The 15,011-nt window shown below is 46.7% G+C and carries 16 protein-coding genes and 1 other annotated feature; of the genes, 1 reads left to right on the forward strand and 15 read right to left on the reverse strand.

The features are described from left to right. Nucleotides 1-8: 8 nt before the first annotated feature. The 14 genes from hpt to HJV72_RS09230 form a co-directional block, all read right to left on the reverse strand. Entirely contained in the window at nucleotides 9-536 is a 528-nt protein-coding gene (gene hpt / locus HJV72_RS09165; protein ID WP_208070437.1) for a hypoxanthine phosphoribosyltransferase, read from the reverse strand. Further along, complete coding sequence (gene tilS, locus HJV72_RS09170; RefSeq protein WP_208070438.1) at nucleotides 520-1,890, reverse strand: tRNA lysidine(34) synthetase TilS; 1,371 nt, start codon at nucleotides 1,888-1,890, stop codon at nucleotides 520-522. Before tilS ends, hpt begins: the two co-directional genes overlap by 17 nt. 71 nt (nucleotides 1,891-1,961) lie before the next feature. Next, nucleotides 1,962-3,365: a SpoIIE family protein phosphatase gene (locus HJV72_RS09175; protein ID WP_066571504.1), complete on the reverse strand. Its 1,404-nt coding sequence runs from the start codon at nucleotides 3,363-3,365 to the stop codon at nucleotides 1,962-1,964. A 219-nt stretch (nucleotides 3,366-3,584) separates the two neighbouring features. Further along, nucleotides 3,585-3,908 carry an FtsB family cell division protein gene (locus tag HJV72_RS09180; protein WP_208070439.1) on the reverse strand — a complete coding sequence of 108 codons (324 nt, stop codon included), beginning with the start codon at nucleotides 3,906-3,908 and terminating at the stop codon, nucleotides 3,585-3,587. 64 nt (nucleotides 3,909-3,972) lie between these two features. Next, complete coding sequence (gene yabQ, locus HJV72_RS09185; protein WP_066571499.1) at nucleotides 3,973-4,326, reverse strand: spore cortex biosynthesis protein YabQ; 354 nt, start codon at nucleotides 4,324-4,326, stop codon at nucleotides 3,973-3,975. A 6-nt stretch (nucleotides 4,327-4,332) separates the two neighbouring features. Next, complete coding sequence (gene yabP, locus HJV72_RS09190; protein ID WP_049730510.1) at nucleotides 4,333-4,617, reverse strand: sporulation protein YabP; 285 nt, start codon at nucleotides 4,615-4,617, stop codon at nucleotides 4,333-4,335. Nucleotides 4,618-4,666: 49 nt separating this feature from the next. After that, complete coding sequence (locus HJV72_RS09195) at nucleotides 4,667-4,906, reverse strand: RNA-binding S4 domain-containing protein (protein WP_066571498.1); 240 nt, start codon at nucleotides 4,904-4,906, stop codon at nucleotides 4,667-4,669. A gap of 127 nt (nucleotides 4,907-5,033) precedes the next feature. Next, nucleotides 5,034-5,342: an HU family DNA-binding protein gene (locus HJV72_RS09200; protein WP_227188315.1), complete on the reverse strand. Its 309-nt coding sequence runs from the start codon at nucleotides 5,340-5,342 to the stop codon at nucleotides 5,034-5,036. A gap of 144 nt (nucleotides 5,343-5,486) precedes the next feature. Further along, nucleotides 5,487-7,223, reverse strand: coding sequence for a phospho-sugar mutase (locus HJV72_RS09205; protein WP_208070440.1), 1,737 nt, complete (start codon nucleotides 7,221-7,223; stop codon nucleotides 5,487-5,489). A 49-nt stretch (nucleotides 7,224-7,272) separates the two neighbouring features. Further along, on the reverse strand, nucleotides 7,273-8,364 hold the full coding sequence (locus tag HJV72_RS09210) for a MarR family transcriptional regulator (protein WP_208070441.1): 1,092 nt from the start codon (nucleotides 8,362-8,364) through the stop codon (nucleotides 7,273-7,275). 151 nt (nucleotides 8,365-8,515) lie between these two features. Beyond that, nucleotides 8,516-9,877 (reverse strand): CCA tRNA nucleotidyltransferase, encoded by a 1,362-nt coding sequence (locus HJV72_RS09215; protein WP_208070442.1) that lies wholly within the window; start codon nucleotides 9,875-9,877, stop codon nucleotides 8,516-8,518. Nucleotides 9,878-10,032: 155 nt separating this feature from the next. Beyond that, on the reverse strand, nucleotides 10,033-10,800 hold the full coding sequence (locus HJV72_RS09220) for a transposase (RefSeq protein WP_208070443.1): 768 nt from the start codon (nucleotides 10,798-10,800) through the stop codon (nucleotides 10,033-10,035). Between the two features lie 109 nt (nucleotides 10,801-10,909). After that, a complete protein-coding gene (gene proS, locus HJV72_RS09225) occupies nucleotides 10,910-12,352 on the reverse strand; it encodes a proline--tRNA ligase (protein WP_208070444.1) in 1,443 nt (480 codons plus the stop codon). A 91-nt stretch (nucleotides 12,353-12,443) separates the two neighbouring features. Further along, nucleotides 12,444-12,656, reverse strand: a binding site (T-box leader). 99 nt (nucleotides 12,657-12,755) lie between these two features. After that, nucleotides 12,756-13,721 (reverse strand): calcium/sodium antiporter, encoded by a 966-nt coding sequence (locus HJV72_RS09230; protein WP_208070445.1) that lies wholly within the window; start codon nucleotides 13,719-13,721, stop codon nucleotides 12,756-12,758. A gap of 95 nt (nucleotides 13,722-13,816) precedes the next feature. On the opposite strand from HJV72_RS09230, the gene HJV72_RS09235 reads away from it, so the two are divergent. Continuing rightward, nucleotides 13,817-14,533, forward strand: a complete 717-nt coding sequence (locus tag HJV72_RS09235) for an RluA family pseudouridine synthase (RefSeq protein ID WP_208070447.1) — start codon at nucleotides 13,817-13,819, stop codon at nucleotides 14,531-14,533. A gap of 155 nt (nucleotides 14,534-14,688) precedes the next feature. Here the strand turns inward: HJV72_RS09235 and spoVG are convergent, their stop codons facing one another. Next, nucleotides 14,689-14,982, reverse strand: coding sequence for a septation regulator SpoVG (spoVG, locus tag HJV72_RS09240; RefSeq protein WP_066571483.1), 294 nt, complete (start codon nucleotides 14,980-14,982; stop codon nucleotides 14,689-14,691). Between the last annotated feature and the right edge of the window lie 29 nt (nucleotides 14,983-15,011).

Consider the following 15,011-nt stretch of genomic DNA (forward strand, 5'->3'; position numbering starts at 1 on the left):
GCCCCTTTCTACTCCACACCTTCCACTACTCCGATGTATGGTAGATTTCTATATTTTTGGGCATAATCCAGCCCATATCCCACTACGAATTCATCCGGAATCTCAAATCCTACATAATCCACTGTGACGTCTCTTACACGTCTCTCCGGCTTATCCAGCAGTGTACACAGCTTCATGCTGTTTGGATGTCTCTTGGCGAGTATGTCCAGCAGATAGTACAGAGTCCTTCCTGAATCGATGATATCCTCGACGACGAGCACATCCTTGCCTTCCAGCGTCTCATCCAGGTCCTTTGCAATCTTGACGACACCGCTTGACGCTGTACCGTCACCATAGCTGCTGACACTCATAAAGTCCATGGATACAGGAATAGAGATCTTCTTTGCCAGCTCACACATAAAGAACACTCCGCCCTTCAGCACACAGATGAGGTGCACCTGTTTCCCCGCATAATCTTCACTGATCCTTCTGCCTAATTCCTCAATCCTCTTTGCAACTTCTTCCTCCGACAACAATACTTTAACAGTCTCTGCCATCCTTTTCTCCTCCGTCCACTTCTATTACCAGAATTCTTTTCGTATGTTCCGTGACCTGATAGCTCTGATTCTGCCTGCCGCCCACCACCCACATGATATGGTGTCCGTCGGCCACAAGCCATATACGGTCTCGTTTCTCCCGCGGTATCTTTTCATTGATAAAATACTGTTTCAGCTTCTGGGTCCTGCCGTCTCTGTCGATCGTGAGATAATCTCCCGGTTCCCGGTGCCTCATTTTAACAGTATTCTTTATTATATCATAATCAAACCATTTCGTGTAGGGGGATTTGGGAAATGTTCTCATCTGGGACGTCCTCTCTATCACGCGGCTCGTCATGTGCAAATCTGCCGTTTCTTCCTTCCCGCCGGACGCCTGCCCTTCCTTCGCAAACCTGATGCCTTCATAGCTCCGTTCTGCGGTTACGCCATAAGGAAGGGAAATCCGTCTCCCGACCTGTTTATCCATAAGTTCTCTGACAATCCTTACATGGACAGCTTCTATATCCTTGCTTTTCCCCGCGGACTGGCACAGTATGCTGTGCACGACATATGGTCTGAGCGCCTCCGGCACATGAACATATGCCTCTTTCTGAAGCAGTATGGAGCCTGACTCGTCCGTGCATATACATGCTTTCTTATATCTGCCCGTCTCTGTTTCCACATATTCTCCCAATAGACGCATCTGCCTCATCGTCTCTGCCATATGGTCGGATGACTGCACATTAATCTCCGCCTCCAGGTAAGGGACAACGTGGTTGCGAATCTTATTGCGGGCGTATCCATCCTCCAGATTTGTTTCATCCGTACAATATGATATTCCCCGTTCTTCAAGATATGATTCCACTTCTTTCCTTTTCAGGCATAAAAGCGGATGTATCCACACACCTTCTGCCGGAGGGATTCCTCCGATTCCTTTCAGCCCCGTCCCCCTGCACAGGTTGAGCAGCAGCGTCTCTACGTTATCATTCTGGTGATGCGCAAGCGCTATCTTCGTGCCGCCCTTCTGCTTCAGCACCTCCATGAATGCGGCCCGGCGCACTTCCCTGCCCGCTTCTTCCTCCGTAAGCTTATGCTGCCTGGCATATGCTCTTACGTCTTCATGAAATGTTACGAGCTCGATTCCTTGTTCCCGGCATATCTTCTCGACATATCCGGCATCTCTGTCTGCGCTGTCTGCGCGCAGGCCGTGGTGGACATGGACCGCCGTGACGGTAAATCCCATTTCTCTTTTCAGCTCCAGCAGCACGAAAAGAAGGCATATGGAATCTGCTCCTCCCGATATGCCTGCTATTACGATATCTGACTGCTGAAGCATATGATGCTCTGCCGCATACTCTCTGACACGCTGATACATGTTTATCCACCAGTTCTTATATTTTTCTTATCTTAAATATATAGAAGTTCTCCCTAAAATGCAAGTTTTCCTCACAGTTTCCACATGCCGACCGCCAACACGGTCATATCGTCTATCGGGACTTCCCCGGTCCATTCCAGCACCTGGCCCAGGATATGGTGGGCAAGCTCCTTCGGGTTGACGATATTAGAGCCTTGGATGAAGGTGCTCATGAGGACGTCCTGCTCGCCTACGGGAAGGGCATCCATCACGCCGTCCGTGACCATGATTATGAAGTCGCCTGATTCCAGCTCTTTTTCTACCGATTCGATCTCTATGTCCTGTATGACGCCGATGGGCAGCGTCGTGGAGCTGATGCGTTCCACGCCTTCTTTCCTTTTGATAAATGTAGTGGACGCGCCGGCCTTCACGAATTCACATTTTCCGCTGTATAAGTCGAACAGGCTTACATCAATCGTGGAGAAGCGTACTTCTTCCCTGCCGATGACAAGGGCCGTATTCATCATCTGGATTGCCGTCTTGACCGGAAACCCTGCCTCCAGAAGCTCTTCCAGCATCTCTACGACCATCGTGCTCTCGCGCAGTGCGTCCTCTCCGGAACCCATGCCGTCCGACAATGCCACGCCTTTCTTTCCGCCCGGCAGGTCAGTCATGAGGAAGGTATCTCCTGATATCTTCTCACAGCCTTTCCCTATCTTGGCAACTCCCTGCAGCGTATGGTATCTGGCCCCTTCTACGCAGGCGATGGTGCAGTATTCTTCCCCGATGATGGGCCGTTCCCCCTGCTCCAGCATCATGACTCGTCCCACACATCTTCCTATCTCCGTGGCAAGCTCTTTTGTCGCGATACAGTGTCCCTTAGATGCTTTGACGGTCACATGAATCTCGTACTTGCCTTCTGCCGTCACAAAGAATACCGAAGAGAGCATACGAACTCCGAACTTTTTCAGATGGTTCTTCAGCTTTTTCTCCAGATGCTCGTCCTCAAATATACCGGCATCCAGCTCCCTTGTCGTATACTGTATCATCCTTGCGAAGCTGTTGAGCTGGATTGCATAGCCTTCCCGGTTCTGTACAATCCGGTTGTTCCAGAGCAGTATCTGCTTGGCGTTCTCAAACACTTCCAGCGTCTCCCGCAGGAAACGGGGTGCTGAGATACATTTTTTCTGCAGCTTCCTCTTGATCTCTACATTCAGCTCTGCCCCGTACTCTTCCACCGTGCATAATATTTCATAAAGCATCTGGTAGGTATGTACCCGGTTCTCCCCAAGGCACCATTCCTTTTTCTCACAGTTCTCGCACACTTTATCTGTTATCTTTACGAACATGTCTTCGATCTCTTCTTTAGAGAACGTTCCTTTGTAGTCTTCCAGCGTTAGGAATGTCCGGGACAGGTGCATGAGCGAATCCGCGAACTTGTCCATCTGTATGACATAAGGGTTCAGGAAAGTCCCCTTTTCTTTTACTTCAGCCATTATAGCTCCCCCTTTGATTTATTCTCGCGCAGGCAGCGGTCCAGGTGGTCATGCCTGCATGTCCATTTGGCGACTGCCCGCGAAGTCAGAGCCCCCGCTGCTGGCTGCGCTGCAGATTTGATGCCCCGTTGCTTGCAGCCGGGTCTTTGACTGAACATAAAAAAGCTTTAGGAATACAATTTCCTAAAGCTTCATCATCTGTGTTTTATATCATCTAATCTATTTTGCCTTGAATATGATTTCACCTTCGTGTACGAGACCGAGCTTTTCTCTTGCCACGTCTTCTACATATTCATCCGTACCTACGTAATCTTCCAGCTCGTCTATCTTGGACGCCCGGCTTTTCTCTTCCTTTATCTGCTTCTTAAGTTCTGTCTCCTGCGCTACATAGGATTTCTCCTTTGCGCGGAGCGTTATCCCGTTGACGGATACCGTAACGAGCAGCAGCAATATGACTGAACTGATAGCCAGCACGCTTCTTTTGTGACGCTGGACACGCTTTTTCTGCCGTCTCCTGCGACTCTTTTGTTTAATTCCATTCATTGTTATACTCACCCTTTTTTTCCGGCCCGAAAGCCAGAATACTCACCCGTTAATCATAATAATATTATCTTTTTTTACCCGATTTATCAATAGTTTTGGACGAATTCTTTTTGAAGCGGGCGTACATTTTTTTGTGTACTTTTTCTGCCTGTCGGATTAAAAAAGCAGCCAAAACAGCTCCAAGCACAACACCTAGTATAAAGTACCATCGGATGCTACCATCACTTGTATGGTAAATTTGCACAAACAAATACAGCGCCGAACCCATCCAGAATAAGAAATCTTCGGCCCCTATCGCGGCAAGGCTGTGCCTTACAATCTCTCTGAAGCTGCTGATGCACTTATATACAAGACGCACGATCGCACCAGACAATACGGCCAGTACAAATACGATAAATTCTTCCCTGATCCCCGGCATACGCAGCTACCTGAACAGTTTGGAAAACAGATTCTCCCCTTGCTTTCCTCCCGCATGGACTTCTGAATATGCGATGCTGTCGATATTGCCTGACAGGTCCACCTCGCCCTTCTCAAGGCTCAGCCGGTTCACATGCAGGTCCGTCCCCTTTACCATCATCATGCCCTGCTCCGTCTCCAGCAGAATCTCGTTCAAATCAAAAGATAATACGTCGATAACGCCTGTCACCAGGCTGGTTTTTCTATTATTAACTACCAGCTTATGTCCTTTTTGTACTGGTCTCTCTTCCATGTGCATCACAACCTTTCTTCATAATCATATGACAGGTTGTTCTTCTTTATTACAAATATCTGAACAGGTCCTTTGCCTCTTCTTTCTTCGTCGTTTCCTGGATATCCAGCACTTCTACCTTCACTGCCTTCGTACCGAACTGGATCTCGATGATATCTCCCGGCTTGACCTTTACCGATGCTTTGGCAGCGCTTCCGTTTACCGCCACGCGTCCTGCGTCACAGGCCTCGTTTGCGACGGTCCTCCGCTTGATCAGCCTCGAGACTTTCAAAAATTTGTCTAAACGCATACGTATCTCCTCCTGTATGTGATTTTTCGGAGAGGGGACAGGCCCCTTTTGAAAGGGGCCTGTCCCCTCTCCGAAACTAAAAAAGTAGAGAGCAGGATGCTCTCTACTTGATAACCGCTTTTAATCCTTATGCATTAACAGCGTCTTTTAATGCTTTACCAGCTTTGAATTTAGGAGCCTTGCATGCAGCAATCTTCATCGTCTTGCCTGTCTGTGGGTTTCTGCCCTCTCTTGCTGCTCTTTCGCTTACTTCAAATGTACCAAATCCTACTAACTGAATTTTCTCACCTTTTTTAAGTTCAGCTGTAACTACATCAACAAAAGCTTTTAAGGCTTTTTCTGAATCTTTCTTTGATAATTCTGCCTGCTCAGCGATAGCTGCTACTAATTCTGTTTTGTTCATGGATAATTTCCTCCTCTTGTTTAGATATAGAATCCCTTACTAAAATTCTACTGTTTTTGAAAAACGGCGCACGCCTTCTTCCATGCGGCGTTGCCCTTAGTTACTGTTATACCTTCTTTCCCTATGTTTGTCAAGGGAATTTCGCAGTTTTTGCCGTATTTCCAAGGGTTTTACCGATCACAACATCGTATTTATCATAGACAAAACTTCCTCGCCGAGCACACGTGATTTTTCATCTGCATCTTCCAAAGATGTCCCTTTTATGCCATAGTAAAATTTGACCTTCGGTTCTGTACCTGACGGCCTCACGCAGAGCCATGCGTCATCTGTCAGATCGTAGTACAGAACATTGGAGGACGGCAGTCCGGTAGGTGTCACCTCTCCCGTGGATATATCCTTGATGATATCTGCCTGGTAGTCTCTTGCCTTCAGGACTCTGTATCCGCCTACTTCCATCGGTGGGTTCTTCCGCAGCGTCTCCAGTATCTCCTGAATCTTCTGGAGCCCTTCGATTCCCTTCAGCGTGATGGACTGGATCGAATCTTTGTAGTATCCGTACCTCTCATACATGTCCACCATCGCATCCCAGAGCGTCATGCCCTTGGTCTTGTAGTATGCAGCGGCCTCACACAGCGCCATCGTGGCAACGATTGCGTCCTTGTCTCTGGCATGTGTGCCGATCAGGCAGCCGTAGCTTTCCTCGAACCCGAACAGGTACTGCCCTTTTCCGGCCGTCTCGAATCCAAGTATCTGCTGGCCGATATATTTAAATCCGGTCAGGACTTCTATCAGCCCCACACCGTAGCCTTTTGCAATCGCGTCTGCCATGTTGGATGTGACTATCGTCTTGATCAGGTAGCCGTCTTCCGGGAGCTTTCCTTCTGCTGCCTTGCGCTGTCCAAGCTCGTAGTCTGCAAGGAGGCAGCCTGACATGTTGCCTGTAAGCACCTTGTACTCTCCTGTTTTGGCATCTTTAACATATACCCCGAGGCGGTCCGCGTCCGGATCCGTAGCAAGTACAAGATCTGCATCCACCTCACGGGCCAGCTTGAGCCCAAGAGCAAATGCCTCTTCCGCCTCCGGATTCGGGTAGGAGACCGTAGGGAATTCTCCGTCTGGCAGTTCCTGTTCCTTGACTATATAGACATTTTTGAATCCGAGTTCTTTTAATATCCTTCTTGCGGGTATATTTCCCGTTCCGTGGAGAGGGCTGTACACAATTTTCAGCTCGCTTCCCATCTCATCTATGGCGTCCTGATGGATGACCTGCTTCTTAAGCTCAGCGATGTAACCGTCATCTACTGCCGTTCCAATGACCTCGTACTTTCCGGCCGCCTTCGCGTCTGCTAGGCCCATCGTCTTGACCGTATCGTAGTCGGTGACCGCCTCTACCTCGTCCATGATTCCTTTGTCATGAGGCGGCGTAATCTGGGCACCGTCTTCCCAGTATACCTTATATCCGTTATATTCCGGCGGATTGTGGCTGGCCGTGATATTGATGCCGGCGATACAGCCAAGGGTCCGCACGGCGTATGACAATTCGGGTGTCGGGCGGAGCGATTCAAATACGTATGCCTTGATTCCGTTGGCGGCAAGGCAGAGAGCTGCCTCATCTGCAAATTCCGGTGACATGCGTCTGGAATCGTACGCGACCGCAACCCCTCTGTCCTGTCCGTTCTGTTTCATGATGTAATTTGAAAGTCCCTGTGTCGCCTTCCTGACCGTATAGATATTCAGGCGGTTCGTTCCTGCTCCGATGATTCCTCTGAGACCTGCGGTTCCGAACTCCAGGTCTTTATAGAAACGCTCTTTGATCTCGTTGTCATCCCCCTCGATTCCCCTCAGTTCAGCTTTCGTGCCCTCATCAAAATATGGATTTTCCAACCACTCCTTGTACTTTTCAAGATATCCCATACATAAGTACCTCCTGTCTCTTATATGCTTCATATTATACAACAGGATCCTATAAATGGAAAGAAAATATATTCTCCAAAAAACGCTTCTTTTCCTCTGTCTGCCTTATAGCTACGTTTAACTTCTCTATGCTTTTCACGGATATCCATGCTTTGTTCGAGTGATAGTAGGAATCCGCAATTTTCCAGAACTTTTCCGGATATATGAGCCGGTTTTTGATATACTCTGTCTCTCCGGAGGATAATGGGCGTATGGCGGAATAGGCGTTCAGCATATTGTCGCCGAGCCGTTCTTTCCAGCCGTGCTTTTCCATGACTTTTCTGAGAAAATAATATAGGTCCTCTACCTGGATATCTATTTTGAATTTGTCAAAATTTGTCGTGGCAATCCGGAGCGGCTCCCTGTTCGTGTGTCCTACGTGCCCTTTATAGTCAGGTCCTCTGGTTCCACTTTTGCCGGGGGCTCCTCCCTGGGCTGTCTCGCCATGCACATAAGCGCCTGAAAGTATAAGTATATTATGATAATTATACTCGCCATGTGTCAGGCATCCCCGTTCCATGCTGTCCTGGTACAGCGCGTCATACTCGGAGTGCTCCAGCTCTTCCAGCGCAAGGTCCGCCCATTGGTACATCTGGTCAAAATATTTCAAAAATGCAAATTCAAATTCGCCTTTTGGGGAAAGGCTTCTCATGAATCTCCGGACCTTCTTCAATTCGCGGTTGTGCCGGTTATACTCTTCTCCAAGGTGTGTGCCTGCCGGCGCCCCCTGTTCCAGACCATGGGACGTGACGGTGTGGAGCTTAGCAAGATTACCGGCTGCTGCCAGCAGCTCTGCCGGCTTGCGTATGTCACACTCGCGCCCCTGATACCACTGCTTCAATATATATTTACCGCCATCCTCCGCCGTGCTGACGTATTCTCCGTTCTTGTTCGGAAGAATCTCGTCGGTCCATTCATACCCCTGCCCCTTCAGATAGCAATACAGATTGCAAAGCGCAGGAATACGTTTCTCAGAAGTCGTCACCTCCCGAAGCAGCAGAAGCCCCTGCTGTGTGTCGCATAAAATAGCACCCCTTGTCTTACGGGTGCCGGTGACATCTATATTATATTGGTCTAATACATTTAGCTCATATTCTTGCATAACATTCCCCTGCACTTTATATAACATATTCTTTCTAACGTATGATAAAGAACAACGGAATATGCAAGAGGGACAGGGTAAAATGAATTGGGGACGGAGGTTTTTTAGATTTCCTCCGTCCCCAATTCATTTTACCCTGTCCCTTTTTCGCCTAATCCTGTCCCAGACGACTCAGCAGCTCTTCTTTTGTGTTTAGCTCTGGTTCTTCTATTACTAGCGCAAGCAGTTCGCTTAATTTATCTCCTATCTCTTTACCTGGCTTCATTCCTGCTTCTATCAGATCTTTCCCTGTTACCGCGAGTTCTTTCAATGACACGCATTGCCCGGCCTCTGTTATTTCTCTATACAAAGCTTCTATCTCGTTCAGGTTTTTCATCTTTTCTTCTCGGAGATACATGCTCTGAGCCAGTACATCCGCCTTCCTCACCTCCATATAATATGGAAACAGCTCTTCACTGATGACGTTCATCGCCCGGCGCACGTTCCTGGCTTTGGCAGGCATCCGGTAGTCGTGATAGTATACGAGTTTAGTCACCTTATGCAGCGTGTCATTGTCGAACTTCAGCCTTCTTAACACATTTCTGGCAACATTCTCGCTTCCTACTGCATGTTTTTTAAAATGGGCAACCCCATTGGCATCCACTGTTTTATAGCCGGGCTTTCCTGTGTCATGCAGGAGCATGGTAAGCCTCAATATCTTATCCGACCTGGCGTTCTTCATTGCATGGAGGGTATGCACTCCTACATTGTACATATGGTGAGGCGTCTCCTGCTCTGTCTCCATCATGCGGTCAAACTCCGGAAGGAACACCTTTGTAATTCCGAGTTCATAGGCCGTGCTTAACAGTTCTGGCCGTTCTGATGTCACAGTTTTGACAAGCTCTGTCTGTATCCGTTCCGCACTAATGTTATGCAATGAATGGGCCAGCCGGCGCATCCCTCTTTTCGTCTCATTTTCTATATCAAATCCAAGCTGAGCGGCAAAACGGATGCCTCTCAGTATCCGTAGGGCATCTTCTGAAAATCTTTCTGCCGCATCACCCACGCAGCGTATCAGATGCCGCTCCAGATCCTCCATGCCTCCGAATATATCTATCAGGCCATCTTTCTTATTATATGCCATGGCATTGATAGTAAAGTCTCTCCGCAGCAGATCCTCTTTCAGGCTTCGTGTAAATGTTACCTCTCTGGGATGCCGGCTGTCCTCATACTCTCCATCAATTCTGTAAGTCGTAACCTCAAATCCCTCATGGTCTATCAATACGGTAATCGTTCCATGTTCTATGCCTGTATCGAATGTCCGGGGAAATAATTTCTTGGTCTCCTCCGGCATGGCAGATGTCGTGATGTCCCAGTCTTCCGGAACCCTTCCGAGAATCGAGTCCCTGACACAGCCTCCCACCGCATACGCTTCAAATCCGTGTTCCTGCAGCGTAGTTATAATATTATCAACTTTAGAAGGCAGTTCAATTTTTAAATCAGACAATGCAATAACCTCCCCTGTAATTAACATAATAATATCATACTCTTACTGCATCACCTTCTGCAACACAAATTTGCCCGTTTCTAACCAGAAAACGCCCGTTGGGGACGGAGGTTTTTTAGATTTCCTCCGTCCCCAATTCGTTTTACCCTGTCCCAAATTAGAATAGCCATGTCCCTTTTTCTTTATCCGGTTCCTTTTATCTCTTTTCTAAGATAGGCCTGAATCTCGTCCGCATCCTTTTTAGATATTCCAAGGGATTTCATAAGTACCTCCCCAAATAACCTGCGTGTGTCTATGTATTCTAATATTTCCTCTTCCGGTACTCCCAGCTGCCACTGCATATCAAAAAGTACTTCTCTGGCTATTCTTAGATTATTCCACTGCGTATCTTCTGAAACATCTTCAAATACATCCCTGTTGTCCATTTTATGAAAAGCCAGAAATGCTTTTTTGGTCTGAAATCTTTTTTCTTTTGCAGCAAATGCTTTTTCACACAGAATATCATCTTTTCCATAATAATACTCATAGAAGCTGCAAAACTTATACTTTAGCAATTTACTCAAATCTCTATCGTTCAAGGGGTTAAGATGTATATATCTCAGACAGTTCCAAAAATATTCCTCTTCTTCTATGCACTGGCTCCTGAATCGGTCCTGGAAAACATATCCTATACGGTTATTCTTGAAATTATAATACTGGGCATATGCGGCTAAGACTTTAGCCATAAATGATGAAAGTTCCTGAATTTCTGTTTTGACTAGTAGATGAATATGATTAGGCATAATGCAGTATGCATATATTGCCACATCAAACCGGGATAGGTTATCCCTTAGCAGATTTAGAAATCTGCTTTTCTCTCTTTTTTCTTCAAATATTGCGCTGCGGTTTAGACCCCGCGCCATTATGTGATACAAACCCGTTACACTTTCTCGTCTAGGTCTTCTGGGCATAAAATTACCTCCCTTTCCTTTTAAGGGGACAGGGTAAAATCAATCGGGGACATGACTATTTTAATTTGGGACGGAGGTTTTTTAAAAAAACTCCGTCCCAAAATTAAAATTAATATGATTTTCCCCAGTATGCCATGTGTTTTGCAGGTTTTCCACACCAGATGCACTTATCGGATATCATTTCTTCATCCTCAATCAAGCAGCGTGTTGCGGCACCGCCTGTTGCGTATTTTACTTCGCCTTCGCACTCAGGATCTCCACACCAGCATGCTTTAACGAATCCACGGTTAGCTTTGAACTTTTCAACCATTTCATCCATGGAAACAGCTGTGTCGATGTGGCTGTTCAGGAAGTCAACTGCTCTGTTGTACATGTCTTCCTGTATTGTCTCTAAGATGTCACGTAGCTTTGTTGCGATTTCATCCAGCGAAACGATAATCTTTTCACGGTTATCGCGTCGTACTACGACAACCTGATTTTTCTCTATATCCTTTGGCCCTATTTCAATTCTTGTAGGTATACCGAGCATCTCCTGTTCGGAGAATTTCCATCCCGGACTCTTATCGGAATCATCGATTTTCACTCTGTATCCGGCTTTTTTCAACTCATCGAAAAGTACATGGGCTTTGTCGAGCACGCCTTCTTTGTGCTGTGCAATAGGAATGATTCTACATTCTACAGGAGCAACATGTGGCGGAAGGACGAGTCCGCTGTCATCGCCATGGACCATGATAATGGCACCGATACTTCTTGTTGACCATCCCCATGATGTCTCATATGCGCTGTGCAGCTGGTTATTTTTATCTACATATTTGATATCAAATGCGTCAGGGAAGCCGCTTCCGAAGAAATGGCTGGTTGCTGACTGGAGTGCTTTTCCGTCATGCATAAGCGCTTCAATCGTATAAGTGTCCTGCGCTCCTGCAAATTTTTCATGCTCTGCTTTTCTTCCTGATACAAAAGGAATTGCAAGTGTCTCTTTATAGCAGTCTTCATATACGTGGAACATCTGAATCGTACGCTCTTCAGCCTCTTCATAAGTTGCATGCAGCGTATGCCCTTCCTGCCATAAGAACTCTCTGGACCGAAGGAAAGGCCTCGTAGTCTTCTCCCACCGAAGCACGGAGTTCCACTGGTTCCATACTTTCGGAAGATCCCTATATGACTGAACGGTCTTAGACCATAAATCACAGAATAATGTTTCAGATGTCGGGCGGATACAGAGCCTTTCCTGAAGCCGCTCCATTCCTCCGTGTGTAACCCAGGCAACTTCAGGCGCAAAACCCTCTACATGGTCAGCCTCTTTTTCCAGAAGGTTCTCAGGAATCAACGTCGGAAGGTATACATTTTCTACACCCGTCTCTTTAAAACGTTTATCAAGATCTGCCTGAATCAGTTCCCAGATTGCATATCCATTTGGCAGGTAGTTAAGGCATCCCTTTACGCTTGAATAATCGCAAAGCTCGGCCTCCCGTACGACATCTGTGTACCATTGTGCAAAATCCTCATCACGTGGTGTGATATTCTCTACTAACTTCTTCTCGTTTGCCATGTTTCTCTTCTCCTTTTTTCCGCAGGGCCCTTGCCCCACTTATTTAGTTTTAGCCGGGAAACAAAAAACGCCGGGCCTTTCGCTCCCCTGAAAAAGGGACCGAAAAGCTCGGCGGTACCACCCTAGTTAACTGCGACCCTTTCGCAGCTCTCTCTAATCACCATTAACGCTGATGAAACGCTGTGCTTTCGCACAGTGGCTCCAAGGTAGGTTCATCACATTTCAAAACAAGAGCCTTTCAGCACTATGGACTCTCTCTCTGTGGAATATCCCTGTAACTACTATTCCTTTTCACAGCCAATTCTGCCTTATGCAACAATCATTGCCAGCAAATGTTTAGTTAAACGTAATTGTACTTTAGCATTGAACTTTTGTCAAGCAAAACTTAACATAGAAAAATACATTACCTCAGTAAAATGTATACGAAAAATGCGAGATATGCCAGCAGGAACAACGCTCCTTCCGTCTTTTTGATTTCATGTTTGCTGATTGCAGCTATATATACGATTATGCTTGCTGCCACGAGTATGAGGGTATCATACACCGCCGTAACATCGAGCTTTATAGGCGTAATGACGGAAGATACGCCCAGTATGAGCAGGATATTAAATATATTTGAACCAACTACATTGCCAACCGCAAGGTCATTTTCCCCTTTTCCAGCCGCCACCATAGATGTCACAAGCTCTGGGAGAGATGTGCCTAAAGCGACGATGGTAAGGCCTATAAATGTCTGGCTCAATCCGAAGTCCACGGCTATGCTGGTCGCACTGTCTACAACAAGGTCCCCTCCCCATATGATACCGGCCAGGCCGATTACAATATAAATTCCACTTTTCAGCGGACTCATCATCTTATAGTCTTCCTCATATGCGGTAATTTCATCCCTGGACTTCAGCGCAGAACCCACGGTGGCAAAAAGGAATACCACAAAAAGGGCTAGTAATAGAATACCGCTCCACCTTCCCAGAACAAAAATCTGGTCCCCTTTCCAGACTTTAGCTATCGAAAAATCCGAATTCAAAAGCAATAATATCAATGTAATGAAGATTGAGAACGGAAATTCTTTTCTAAGAAGAGACCATTTTGCACGCACCGGCTGTACAAGTGCACAGCACCCAAGGACAACAAGAAGGTTAAAAATATTGGACCCGAGAACATTGCTCACCGCAAGGTCATTGTTCCCTTTTATGGCTGCAGTGGCGCTGACAGACAATTCCGGCATGCTTGTCCCGAAGGCGACAACTGTCAGGCCGATAATGATAGTAGGTATTTTTAGAATCTTTGCCACGCTGGAACTTCCGTCAACGAACAGGTCTGCTCCTTTTATCAATAATAAAAAGCCCACTATAAGCATTAAATATTCCATTTAATTATCCTCTTTTGCTCAATCTATTTGCATATTCTTATGCGCTATGTTTAAATGATAAGAGCCTATTCATGCAAAGTCAAGGAGATTTCTTTATGAAAATAAATCATTTAGATATATTATTTGAAGATAAATATATAATCGTATGTGTAAAACCGCACGGAGTTGCCACGCAGAGCAAAAGCACGGCAGTGCAGGATATGGAAAGCATGCTGAAAACACATATTTTCTCGTACAGGCCGCAGAACGGCGAGCCCTACCTCGCCATAATACACCGGCTGGATCAGCCGGTGAAGGGGATTCTCGTATTTGCCAAAACACCACTTGCAGCCCGGGAGCTGAACCGACAGATGCAGAACGATTGTTTTGATAAATATTACCGGGCACTCGTAGACGGCATCCCCCCTGGCAAAGAAGGCACGCTGGAAAACTATATGCTGAAAGATGGGCGTACCAACACCTCTTCCATCTGTGCACGAGAAGCCCCGGGAGCAAAGCTTGCAAGGCTACATTATAAAATTGTAGAAGAGGGACAGGGGTATTTCAAAACGGGACACACTGAAACGAGTTGGGGACGGGGGAAATCTCAATTTCCCCCGTCCCCAACCGAGCTGGACATTCGTCTAGATACCGGACGGCATCATCAAATACGTGTTCAGCTGGCTAATCTAGGCTGTCCTATCATCGGGGATACGAAATATAACCCGAAGGCTTTAGACGCTGTAGGACTGCAACATATACATCTGTGTGCATACAGATTAAGTTTCCCGCATCCCAAGACAGGCCGCAAGATGACGTTTTCCCTACTATAGGGACAGGGATATTTCAAATTGGGACACACTGAAACGAATTGGGGACGGGGGAAATCTCAATTTCCCCCGTCCCCAATTCTGCCCGCCTAAAAAGGACATCCCCGCAAGGATGTCCTTTTGCTGTCTCTCAAATCTTAACCAATGACCACCTGGTCTTATGCTTCCACCACATCTGGCTCTGCAGCCGGTTCTTCCTGCAGCGCTTCTTCGTACCTCTCAAGGATGATACTTTGAATGCGCTCTCTTGTACCTGAGTTGATTGGATGCGCAATATCCCGATATTCGCCGTCTAATGCTTTTTTGCTGGGCATAGCAATAAAGAGTCCTTTTTCTCCTTCGATGACCTTAATGTCGTGTACTACGAATTCCTCATCCATAGTAATTGATACTACCGCTTTAAGCTTACCCTCTTTTGCTACTTTACGTACGCGTACATCTGTGATTTGCATTTTTTCAAGCCCCTTTCTGTCAGCCGTGC

This window comes from Extibacter sp. GGCC_0201 (genome assembly GCF_017566055.1).
Taxonomy (GTDB): domain Bacteria; phylum Bacillota; class Clostridia; order Lachnospirales; family Lachnospiraceae; genus Extibacter.